At 71.7% G+C, this 11462-nt stretch carries 7 protein-coding genes, 1 pseudogene and 2 riboswitches; of the genes and pseudogenes, 5 read left to right on the top strand and 3 right to left on the bottom strand.

Features of this window, described 5'->3' with window-relative positions; genetic code table 11:
* Positions 1 to 144 precede the first annotated feature (144 nt).
* Complete coding sequence (locus ACGF8B_RS32600) at positions 145 to 1557, bottom strand: hypothetical protein (protein ID WP_392745671.1); 1413 nt, start codon at positions 1555 to 1557, stop codon at positions 145 to 147.
* Positions 1558 to 1653: 96 nt separating this feature from the next.
* A riboswitch (cobalamin riboswitch) is annotated at positions 1654 to 1793 on the bottom strand.
* Positions 1794 to 1869: 76 nt separating this feature from the next.
* A riboswitch (cobalamin riboswitch) is annotated at positions 1870 to 2006 on the top strand.
* Between the two features lie 112 nt (positions 2007 to 2118).
* Here ACGF8B_RS32600 and ACGF8B_RS32595 point away from each other — a divergent pair.
* Genes ACGF8B_RS32595 through ACGF8B_RS32575 form a run of 5 tightly spaced genes read left to right on the top strand, consistent with a single transcriptional unit; the run spans position 2119 to position 9532 of the window.
* A complete protein-coding gene (locus tag ACGF8B_RS32595; RefSeq protein ID WP_392745669.1) occupies positions 2119 to 4896 on the top strand; it encodes a prenyltransferase/squalene oxidase repeat-containing protein in 2778 nt (925 codons plus the stop codon).
* The gene (locus tag ACGF8B_RS32590) at positions 4893 to 5813 is read left to right on the top strand and encodes a hypothetical protein (RefSeq protein WP_392745668.1); all 921 of its coding nucleotides are present in this window, start codon (positions 4893 to 4895) and stop codon (positions 5811 to 5813) included. The genes ACGF8B_RS32595 and ACGF8B_RS32590 overlap by 4 nt, the downstream gene beginning before the upstream one ends.
* 4 nt (positions 5814 to 5817) lie before the next feature.
* Positions 5818 to 7005 (top strand): energy-coupling factor transporter transmembrane component T, encoded by a 1188-nt coding sequence (locus ACGF8B_RS32585; protein ID WP_392745666.1) that lies wholly within the window; start codon positions 5818 to 5820, stop codon positions 7003 to 7005.
* A complete protein-coding gene (locus tag ACGF8B_RS32580; RefSeq protein WP_392745664.1) occupies positions 7002 to 8654 on the top strand; it encodes an ABC transporter ATP-binding protein in 1653 nt (550 codons plus the stop codon). Before ACGF8B_RS32585 ends, ACGF8B_RS32580 begins: the two co-directional genes overlap by 4 nt.
* Complete coding sequence (locus tag ACGF8B_RS32575) at positions 8651 to 9532, top strand: ECF transporter S component (RefSeq protein WP_392745663.1); 882 nt, start codon at positions 8651 to 8653, stop codon at positions 9530 to 9532. Before ACGF8B_RS32580 ends, ACGF8B_RS32575 begins: the two co-directional genes overlap by 4 nt.
* A gap of 242 nt (positions 9533 to 9774) precedes the next feature.
* On the opposite strand, the pseudogene ACGF8B_RS32570 reads toward ACGF8B_RS32575, so the two are convergent.
* Positions 9775 to 10178: pseudogene (locus ACGF8B_RS32570) on the bottom strand (tRNA (adenosine(37)-N6)-threonylcarbamoyltransferase complex transferase subunit TsaD); the annotation flags it as partial.
* Between the two features lie 71 nt (positions 10179 to 10249).
* Positions 10250 to 11440 carry an acyl-CoA dehydrogenase family protein gene (locus ACGF8B_RS32565; RefSeq protein WP_392745661.1) on the bottom strand — a complete coding sequence of 397 codons (1191 nt, stop codon included), beginning with the start codon at positions 11438 to 11440 and terminating at the stop codon, positions 10250 to 10252.
* Positions 11441 to 11462: the final 22 nt, after the last annotated feature.

Raw genomic sequence — 11462 nt, 5'->3', positions numbered from 1 at the left:
GGCCCGCCACAAAATCCGCGCCCCCCCCCACCTGCCCCCCCCGGGGGGCACACCCCCCCCCCCGCCCCGGCCCCCCCCCCCCCCCGGGGGGGGTTGGGGGGGGGGGGGGGGCGGGCCCCCCCACCCCGCACCGGCGTCGGTCGATCAGGCACCCCACCGCAGTGCGATGGTGTCGCCCACGTTGATGACCTTGTTCCTGGCCGCCCCCGCGAAGGAGGAGCCGTCCACGCTCACCTTCCAGGTGTTGGAGCCACTGCTGGCCTTGCCGTTGACCGCGGTGATCGTCCCCGTACCGGACGACGGTGTGACGCTGGTGACGCAGCCGGCCGGGGAGGCGGCGCTGACGGCGGCGCCCAGGACGTCACCGAGGGTGGTCGTCGTCCCGGTGGGGGTGACGGACACCGAGCAGACCTTGAGGCTGCCGGCGCCGTCGTCGACGGTCAGGGCCAGCTTGGCGGCCGTTCCGGCGGTGAAGGTGGACTGGGCGACCCACTGCGGGGCACCGGGGGTGACCGGAACGGGCGGGGCGGTGGTGAAGCCGCCGCCCGCGACGGCGCGCAATGCGTCGATCGAGGAATAGGCGGAGGGGGTGGTGTCGGAGGGCTTGTACTTGAAGCCACCGGCCGGGTTGTACTGGTTGGCGATCAGGAAGTCGATGGGCGTCTTGCCACTGCCGGTGAGGAAGTCGCCGGTCTGCGGGTTGAAGCCGCAGGCGTTGAGGCCGGCGACGCCCCAGCCGTTGGAGCTGGTGTTGACCCCGTAGAGGGAATTGAAGGCGCCGCTGCCGGAGACGAGCGTGCTCTTGAGGAAGTTCTTGGCCTGAACGACGTCGGTGTCGGTGTTGGGGACACCGGAGACGCACAGTGCGGCCATGGTGGCGCCGGTCATGTCGACGTCGCTCGCCGAGTTCAGGACGGTGGGGTTGCCCTCGCCCTTCTGGTACGTCCAGCCGCCGTCGACGTGCTGGTTGGCGCGGATGCGGGTGACCATCGAGTCGGTCAGTGCCTGCGGGACGCGGTTGGTGCCGCTCTGGGTCTTTGCACCCCCCAGCGACAGAGCGGCGAATACGGTGCCGTTGAAGTTTCCGGACGGGCCGAAGTAGCCCGCCTCCGCCGTCTGCCAGTAGGAGTAGATGTTGGCGATCAGGTTGCGGGAGGCGGAGACCCGGGCCGGGTCGATGCCGGCGGCGTAGGCGTTGAGGGTGCCGCGCTCGTAGTCGGTCACGACCGGGGAGGCCTGCGGCCAGCCCGCCGTCGACAGCAGGTTGCGGTAGACGGTACGGGCGTTCTTCGTGGTGTCGCCGCCCGGATAGACGTCTACGACGGCGGTGCCGGTCGCCGCGAAGGTGCTGAAGGCCCACTCGTTCGACAGACCGGAGCCGGCGTACGAACCGTCCGCGGCCTGAAGGGACTTGAGATACGTCACGCCATTCGTCTTCGACGTGGCGATCTGCGCGGGCGACGAAGTGGCGAATGCCGGCAGCGCGGTCAGCGCGAGGGCGCCGAGCGCGGCGGGCACCGTGAGCGTGAGGCGGCGAGAGGTACGGGGACGGGACATGGCCTGCTCCTGGGATGAGGGACGCCGACCAGACCGGAGCTCGTGCGGGCGGACAGCCCGGAGCGCGGTGGCGGCCGTCCGAACGCGTGGTACGGCTTGTGATGTGCTTCGCCATACGGGCATTCGGGCTCGGAAACGGCCCCCTGCCGTCCCACACCGCTGCGCGTCAGCCCCGGATTCGCACCAGGTTCCCCCATGTGGCAGCCCAGGACGCTACCCGAGTGATCAGAGCTCCGCCAGCCACTTGCGAGCGGACACGCTCAAGCGGGGCCAGAGCCTGCCAGGTAAGACGCAGACCACCTTGACGGTGTCTTTATCCGCGTGGTCCACTCCGACTGATAAGCACTCAGCTCCAGGGGAAGCCGGTCGAAATCCGGCACTGACCCGCAACCGTAGGCCCGGGACCGCCCGGGTGAGTCGGAATGCCTGGAGCCAAGTTTTTTACAGCGAGAAACGCCGTCGCGGACTACGGCGTGGTTCGAAACGGCTCTCTTGCGGCCTCTGGCCCTTGGGAGCCCTCTTGCCACGCACTGGTCTGCCCGGCCGACACGAGGGGCCGTGGTGGGGACCGCAGAGCAATCAGAGCAACGCAGGGGCAGCAGGCAGCTGGTGTCCCTCGTATCGGCGGCACTGCTGACCTTCGGCGCGAGCATGGTCTTCGTCGGCGGGACGGCGCCCGCCTCGGCCGATCCCATCGAGCAGTGCACAGCAACCAGCGGCGCCATCGTAGCGGTCGACTTCGGCCCCTTCGGCGGCAACGTCGAGAGGGGCTGCGACACCACCCCCATCACCGGCTACGAACTGCTGCAGACCGCCGGATTCACCATGGAGGGCACCCTCCACGACGGTCCGGCCTTCATCTGCCGCATCGGCAAGGGCATCGGCACGCAGTACCCCACGCCCGACAAGGAGAGCTGCGTCCTCACGCCGCAGGCCACCGCCTACTGGTCGTACTGGACGGCTTCGCCCGGCCAGCGGAAGTGGTCCTACAGCCAGCAGGGCGCCATGGCCCGCAACCCGAAGCCGGGCGACGTGGAGGCCTGGGTCTACGGCGGTACCGACATCGCCGGCACCAAGGGCAAGCCATCCTTCACTCCGGACGACATCCGCGGCTTCACCACCCCCGACCCGACCGTTCCGACGGCCCCGCCGAAGGTGCCGGCCGGGCGCGTCGACGTGCCCGCAGCCACCCGCTGGGTCACCGGGACATTGACGGACGGGGAGCGCGTCGTCGACGAGGGCTCCACCACACCGAACCACTTCCTCACCACGGAGGCCGTGTTCGCCCTCGCGGCGGCCGACCGCAAGAGCCCCGTGGCCAAGAAGGCCGCGGACTTCCTCGCCACGCCGGCACAGACCGACGCGTACGCCTACCCGGCGGGCAAGGACGGCATCCCGGACGCCACCGCGGCAGCCCGGCTCGCGCTGGTCGCCGAGGCGACGGGCAAGGATCCGCGTGCGTTCGGCGGCCACGACCTGCTCGGCGACCTGGTGAAGTACGCCTGCCCCCGCGACATCGGCGACGGCGAGAACGTCGAAGGCTGCTTCACCAAGGGCGACTTCCGCACGACCGGACAGGCCGACGCGCAGGCCATGGCCGTCATCGCCCTCGTCAACGCCGGCGTGACGCCCCCGGCGGGCTCCGTGGCCCGGCTGACCGCCCTGCAGTGCGAGGACGGCGGGTTCACCAGTGTCCTCATCCGGCCCGGAAGCATGGGCTGCGAAAGCGAGGCCGGCGCCACCGGTCTGATCGCCCTCGCCCTGGAACGTGCGGGCGGCCATGAGGCGGTGCTCCAGAAGGCCCGCAACTACCTCAAGCGGTCCCAGCTGACGACCGGCGCATGGCCCGGCGTGTACTACGAGACCACCGGAAATCCGGCCGCCACCGCGTGGGCCGCGCAGGCGCTGCGTGCCCTCGGTGACGAGGCGTTCGCGGACGCCGGCATCTCCTGGCTCTCCAAGCACCAGCTCCCGACGGGAGGATTCGGCTTCGCCGAGGACGACACCGAATCCCGCCTGTTCCCGACGGCGACGGCCGCGATCGCGGGGGCGGGCAGCGATCTCGTCGCCCTGAGCGCGAAGCCGACCGACCCGCCGGCCCCGACCGACCCGCCGACCAAGCCGCCGGCCGGTGAAGGTCCTGACGTGAAGAAGGGCGTCGCCTACCTGACCGCCCCGTCCCGGCTGGTCCAGGGCCGCTTCTACGAGAGCCAGCCCGGTTCGGGCTTCGCCGACTACGGCCTGACCATCGATGGCGCCTACGCCCTCGCCGCCACCGGCGGGGACAACGCCGCCCTGCGCAACATCGTCGACTTCATGGACAAGGGGGGCAAGGACGGGCAGAAGCGCGGGATCCACGAGTGGACGCTCGTCGGCACGAAATACGCCAACGGCGGCTCCATCGGCAAGGCTGCCGTGCTCGCCGAGTCCGTGGGACGCGACCCCCGCAGCTTCGGCGGCCAGGACCTGATCGCCGCACTCGCCGAGATCACCTGCCAGGCGAAGACATCGACCGTCCAGGAATGCGCGGCCAAGGGCAACTACGCCTACGCCACGTCCGTCTTCAAACAGTCCCTCGGCGTCATGGCCCAGCTGCGCGCCGGTGAGAAGGATGCCGCGGCCGAGCCCGCCGCCTACCTGAAGAGCCTGCAAGCCCCCTCGGGGGCGTGGGCCAGCCTGATCGGCGAGCACAGCGGCCCCGAAGTGGACTCCACCGCCATGGCCGCCATGACCGTGGATCTCCTCCCCGACGCCGGATCCCAGGCCGCGGTCGACAAGGCACTGTCCTGGCTCGCGACCCAGCAGAAGAAGGACGGCGGCTTCCCCGGAGCCTCCGGGAACTCCGTCAACTCCGCGGCCCTCGCGGTCCAGAGCCTCTCCCTGGACGCGTCCAAGTACAGCGCCCGGATCGCCAAGGCCCGGAAGTTCCTGGCGAGCCAGCAGAACAGCGACGGGGGCTTCAACGTCGCCAAGGGCGGCCAGACGGGCTCCGACCTGCGCGCCTCCACCCAGGCCGTCGGAGGCGCCACCGGTATTTCCTTCGGCGTCCTGAAGCGCGACCTGACCGGCACCACGCCCGAGCCGATCCCCAGCACGTCAGGGGGCACCTCGGGTGCCACGTCGTCCGGCGGCAACGGCTCGCCCGTCATCGTGACCCCGGGCGAGAACGGCGGCGGCACGGGATCCGCAGGCGGCTCCGGGTCGGCCGGTGGTCCGCTCGCCTCCACCGGAGCCCAGGTCGGCGCTCTCGCCGCCGCGGCCCTGGTCCTGGTCCTCGGCGGCTGGGGCGTCACCCGCACAGCGAAGCGCCGCCGCCCGGCACCGGGGAGCGGGGCATGAGCCGCAACCGCGTCGCGCGGGCCCTCGCCCGGACAACCGCCGCGCTGGGGCTGGCGGTGGCGGCCCTCACCGCCACCGCGGCCCCGGCCGGGGCCGCGCCCCAGCCGATGGGCCGGTGCACCACCTCCTCCGGGGCCGTTCTCGCGGTGGACTTCAGCCACTGGGGCGGGCCGGTCTACCGTTCCTGCGGGACAACTCCGACCACCGGCTACGAACTCCTCAACCAGGGCGGCTGGGCCACCACCGGCACCGGGCACGACGGACCCGCCTTCATCTGCCGCATCGGCTACAGCGGCCACCAGGGCGGAAAGCAGTACCCGACCGCCCAGCAGGACGACTGCGTCCTGACCCCGCCCGCCTCCGCCTACTGGTCCTACTGGCACGCCGACCCCGGCCAGAACACCTGGCAGTACAGCCAGCTCGGCGCCATGCTCTACAAACCGAGGCCCGGCAGCGTCGACCTGTGGATCTTCGGCGGCACCAACATCGAGGGGACCGAGGGCAAGCCCACCGTCACCCCCGACCAGCTCCGTGCCAAGAACACCAAGCCCACCGGCGGTCCCGCGCCGAAGGACACCCGCACCGCCGCGCCGCTCCCGCCCAACGTCAACACCGGGCCCAAGCCTGAGAGCCCGCCCCCGGCCGCCCCGGCGACGACCCCGCCGCCCAGCCCCACGGCCCCGGTGAGCCCCTCTCCGTCGGCGAGTCCCTCCGAGAGCGTCACCCCGACCCCATCGGCCAGTGCTCCCGCGGCAGCGGCGCCGCCCCCCGGCCCGCAGGTCGTGGAGGCTGCTCCCGCCGCGGATGCCGAGCACGACGTGGGCTCGTACCTGCCCGCCGTCGCCACCGGAGCGCTCGTCCTCCTGATCGGTGGCGCGGCCGTGTACGCGGCCAAGCGCCGCCGCCGTGCGGAGTAGCCGCGTGGCACCCACCCTCCCCGCAGCAGCGGTGAAGCCGCCCGTGTCCGGCCCGGCGCCGGACACGGGCGGCCGCCGTCTGCCCCGCAGCCTGCACCCCGTCGCCTGGTGGGTCTGGGCCCTCGCCCTCGCCACCGCCGTCAGCCGCACCAACAACCCGCTGCTGCTCTTCCTCGTCCTCGCCGTCCTCGGCCACGTCATCACCATGCGCCGCACCGAGGCCCCGTGGGCCCGCGGATTCAAGTACTACCTGTACCTGGCGCTGACCGTCGTCGCGATCCGGGTGACCTTCCGTGCGATCTTCGCCACCGGCATCACCCCGCGCGACCACTTCCTCTTCTCCCTGCCGCACGTCCCCACCCCCGACTGGTACGCCGGCATCCAGCTCGGCGGCCCCGTCTCCCTGGAAGCGCTGCTCTCCGCCGCCACCGACGGGCTGCGCCTCGCCTGCATGCTCTGCTGCATCGGCGCCGCCAACACTCTCGCCAACCCCAAACGCGCCCTGCGGGTCCTGCCCGGAGCCCTCTACGAACTCGGTGTCGCCGTCACCGTCTCCCTCAGCGTCGCCCCCCAACTCGTCCAGAGCGTCCAGCGCGTCCACCGCGCCAAAAGACTTCGGGCCGGCCGCTCCAAGGGCCTGCGCGCCCTCCGCGGCATCATCGTCCCCGTCCTCGAAGACGCTCTGGAACGCTCCCTGCGCCTGGCCTCCGCCATGGATTCCCGCGGCTACGGGCGCGCCGGCACCGCCACCCCCCGCTCCCGCCGCGCCACCGGCGCCCTCATGCTGCTGGGCATGTGCGGGCTGTGCGCCGGGGCGTACGGACTCCTCGACGCCACCGCCCCCACACTGCTCGGTCTTCCCGCCATGGGAGCGGGCGCCCTGCTCTGCTTCGCCGGACTGCACCTCGGGGGCCGCCGCATCACGCGGACCACCTACCGGCCCGATCCGTGGCGCTTCGCCGAATGGGCCGTAGCCGGGTGCGGGGTCCTCTCCGCCTTCCTGCTCTTCACCCATGCCGGCTTCAACGCCGCCGAACTCAACCCCTCCATCTACCCGCTCAGCTGGCCGCCCCTGCCCCTGGTACCGGCCGCCGCGATCCTGCTTGCCGGGGCAGCCGGCTTCCTGGCCCCGCCCCCGGCCCCACCGACCCGCGCGGCGGTCCCCGCACAGCGCACCGAGGAACCCAAGTGATCCACTTCGACCAGGTCACCGTCCAGTACGAGGACACGGCCGAACCTGTCCTGCGCGACGTCGACCTGACCGTCGAGGAGGGCGAGCTCTGCCTGGTCGTCGGCCACACCGGCGTCGGCAAGTCCACCCTCCTCGGCGCCGTCAACGGCCTCGTTCCCCACTTCACCGGCGGCACCCTCTCCGGCCGCGTCACCGTCGACGGGCGAAACACCGCCGACCACCCCCCGCGCGAACTCGCCGATGTCGTCGGCGTCGTCGGCCAGGACCCCCTCGACGGCTTCGTCACCGACACCGTCGAGGAAGAACTCGCCTACACCATGGAACAGCTGGCGGTACCGCCCGCCACCATGCGCAAGCGCGTCGAGGAGACCCTCGACCTCCTCGGCCTCGCCGACCTGCGCCACCGTGCCCTCCACGAACTCTCCGGCGGCCAGCAGCAACGCGTCGCCATCGGCTCCGTCCTCACCGCCCACCCCCGCATCCTCGTCCTGGACGAACCGACCTCGGCGCTCGACCCGACCGCCGCGGAGGAAGTCCTGGCCGCCGTCACCCGCCTCGTCCACGACCTCGGCGTCACCGTCCTCCTCGCCGAACACCGCCTGGAACGCGTCGTCCAGTACGCCGACCGCGTCATCCACCTCCCCGGCGACGGCCGCGTCACCTCCGGCCCGCCCGCGCACATCTTCCGCACGTCCTTGATCGCACCGCCCATAGTCGAACTGGGCCGCGCCGCCGGCTGGTCCCCGCTCCCGCTTTCCATCCGTGACGCCCGCCGCACCGCCGTCCCTCTGCGCACCCGGCTGGCCAACCGCACTCCCCCGCCGGTACGGCCCGCCCCGGCGGCCGACCGCCCCCGGCTGCTCACCGCCCGCGGCGTCACCGTGACATACCACGGGGTCCCGGCCGTACGGGAGGTCGACCTCGACCTGCAGGGCGGAGAGATAGCCGCGCTCATGGGCCGCAACGGCTCCGGCAAGTCCTCGCTGCTCTGGGCCCTCCAGGGGTCCGGACCTCGCAAGGCCGGCACCGTGGCCGTCGGGCCCGCCGAAGGCGACACGAAGCCCAAGGACCCGAAGAAGCTCCCGGCCGCCGAGGCCCGGCAGCTGGTGGGCCTGATCCCGCAAACGCCCACCGATCTCCTCTACCTCGAATCGGTCAAGCAGGAACTCGACCAGGCAGACACCGAATCCGGCGCCACCGGTGAGGGGGCGCGCGCCATCCTCGACCGGCTCGCCCCCGGCATCCCCGACACCACCCACCCCCGCGACCTCTCCGAAGGCCAGAAACTCGCCCTCGTTCTCGCCATCCAGCTGGCGGCCGCCCCGCGTGTCCTGCTCCTGGACGAACCCACCCGCGGCTTGGACTACCGGGCCAAGAGCGCACTCGTCCGTATCGTCGACGGCCTCTCCGCGGAAGGCCACGCGGTCGTGGTCTCAACCCATGACGTCGAGTTCGTCGCCCGCGCCGCCGACCGGGTCGTCGTCATGGCCGAGGGCGACATCGTCGCCGACGGCCCGACGACCGAAGTCATCGTCGCCTCACCCGTCTTCGCCCCCCAGACCGCGAAGATCCTCGCCCCTCTCCCCTACCTCACGGTCGCCCAGGTGACGGCTGCCCTCCCCGACGACGGGACGGACCCGGACTCATGACCGCCACCGCACGCGCCACCGCCATCCGGATCGACGCGCGCGCCGGAACCGTCATCGCCATGGCCGGCTTCCTCGGCGTCGTCGCCTTCTTCTGGCCCTTCCTCGTCGCCCCGGGGAAATTCGGCTCGAACTATGCCCCGCCCCTCATCTTCGGCGTCCTCCTCGTGATCGTCTTGTGTGTGGTGATCTCCGAGATCGCGGAAGGCGGCATCAACTCCAAAGCCCTGGCCATGCTGGGCGTCCTGTCGGCCGTCAACGCGGCCGTCCGCCCCCTCGGCGCGGGCACCGCCGGCATCGAAACGGTGTTCTTCATCCTGGTCCTGGCCGGCCGGGTCTACGGTCCGGGCTTCGGCTTCACACTGGGCTGCACCTCGCTCTTCGCCTCCGCGCTCATCACCGGCGGGGTGGGGCCCTGGATGCCCTACCAGATGTTCGGCTGCGCCTTCGTCGGCATGCTCGCCGGCTTCCTCCCCAGGGCCACCGGCCGCAAGGAGGTCGCTCTCCTCGCCGTCTACGGCTCGCTCTCCGGCTACCTCTTCGGCTTCCTCCTCAACCTCTCCTTCTGGCCCTTCTCCTTGGACCCGAACAGCTCGATCGCCTACCTGCCCGGATTGCCCTTCACCGAGCAGTTCCAGCGCTACCTGGCCTTCGACCTGGCCACCTCCCTCGGCTGGGACACCGGCCGCGCCGTCACGAACTTCGTCTGCATCTGCCTGGCCGGACCGGCCGTCCTCACGGTCTTCCGCCGCGCCGCCCGTAAGGCCCGCTTCCAGGCCCCCATCCGCTTCGCCCCCCGTAGGACGACGGCGGAGGCTCCAGGGACGAAGACACCGGAGGGACCAGGTACGCCGCCCGGTCCCGCTCCACGAACCGGCTGAACGAATCGGCCCGCCGGCCGATCCGCACCAGTCCCCTTGAGATGACGCCCCCGCACGTGCCGTGTGGACAGGATCCCGGCGTCGCTGTCCTGGCCGCCGGACTCTGTGCAGAAGGGCGAACGGTCGAGGACGACGTTGACGATGTCGCCGTTGCGGGCCACCGGAACCGCGCCCCCGGCACCGAGGACCGCGAGGACGCGCGACTCGCTGGTCAGGGTCTCCCAGGCCGGCCAGGTCGGCGCTCACCGCGTCGAGGAGCGCCTTGCCCAGGCCTCTTGCGCGGGCGGTGCTGTGGACGGCGAGCTCGTCGATCTCGCGGCCTCCGCAGAGCCACCGGGCCGTACGCCCGGCCCCCGGGCCGGCTGCGAGCCCGCCCGTACCAGGAGATCTCCGACGGCGGCGATCATCGCCCCGTTGTCGGTGCCCAGGGTCACGGGCGGAACCCGGAGTTCGACGCCGGCGGCGGCGCACCGTTCCTGGGCCAGGGCTCGCACCCGCGAGTTCGCGGGCGCACCGCCGACCACGACGAGGTCCGCACCTCGTACTCCTCGCAGGCGCCCGGCGCCTTGGGTGTGAGCACGTCGGCGACGGCTTCCTGGAGGGAGGCGGCGCCGTCGGCGAGGAGGATCGCCTCGCTTCGAACGCGGCGGGCTCACTCGCGTGTGCAGTGACAACGACGATTGTTGAGTGCCAACTATCGTTGTTGGTCACACGCCCTCACCGACGCACGCGCGGCATCCCCAGCCCGATCCACGAGATGATCTCCCGCTGGATCTCGTTGTTGCCGCCGCCGAAGGTGAAGATGACGGCGGAGCGGTATCCGCGTTCGAGTTCGCCGTGCAGCACGGCGCCCGCCGAGCCTTCCTTGAGCGGTCCCGCCGAGCCGACGATCTCCATCAGCCACGCGTAGGCGTCGCGGCGGGCCTCGGAGCCGTAGACCTTGACGGCGGAGGCGTCCTGCGGGGTGAGGGTGGCGTTCTGCACCGCGGAGACCATCTGCCAGTTCAGGAGCTTCATGGCGTCGAGCCTGGTGTGGGTGCGGGCCAGCAGGGCGCGGACCCAGCCGAGGTCGATCACGCGGCGGCCGTCCGTGAGCCGGGTGCCGGCCGCCCAGCGCTGGACGTTGTGCAGGGCGCGGATCGCCATGGTGCCGTGGGCGGCGAGGGTGACGCGTTCGTGGTTGAGCTGGTTGGTGATGAGCCGCCAGCCCTGGTTCTCCTCGCCGACGCGGCGGGAGACGGGGACCCGGATGTTCTCGTAGTAGCTCGCGGTGGTGTCGTGCGAGGCGAGGGTGTTGATCAGGGTGCAGGAGTAGCCGGGGTCCGTGGTCGGGACGAGCAGCATGGTGATGCCCTTGTGCGGCGCCGCGTCCGGGTCGGTGCGGACGGCCAGCCACACCCAGTCCGCGGTGTCGCCGTTGGTCGTCCAGATCTTCTGTCCGTCGACCGTGTAGTGGCCGGTGGCCTCGTCGCCGTCGCGCACCGCCCGGGTCTTGAGTGCGGCGAGGTCGGTGCCGGCGTCGGGCTCGCTGTACCCGATCGCGAAGTCGATCTCGCCGGAGAGGATCTTCGGCAGGAAGTACGTCTTCTGCTCGTCGGTGCCGTACCGCATGATCGTCGGGCCGACGGTGTTGAGGGCCATCAGCGGCAGCGGTACGCCCGCCTGCGCGGCCTCGTCGAAGAAGATGAACTGCTCCATCGGGGACAGTCCGCGTCCGCCGTACTCCGCGGGCCAGCCGACGCCGAGCCAGCCGTCGGTGCCCAGGCGGCGGATCGTCTCCCGGTAGAAGGCCTTCTGGGCCGCGGGGGCGGCGTAGCGGGCGTAGGCGTCGTCGGGGACCAGTGCGGCGAAGTAGGCGCGCAGTTCGGCGCGCAACTGCTGCTGTTCAGGCGTGTATTCGAGGTGCACGGCCCCTCCGGGAGTCTCGCGG

Origin of the sequence: Streptomyces sp. NPDC047917, from assembly GCF_043204345.1 — a bacterium.
Taxonomy (GTDB): domain Bacteria; phylum Actinomycetota; class Actinomycetes; order Streptomycetales; family Streptomycetaceae; genus Streptomyces; species Streptomyces sanglieri.
Note: the sequence above shows the minus strand (reverse complement) of the source record. Positions and strands in the feature narration are given on the sequence as shown.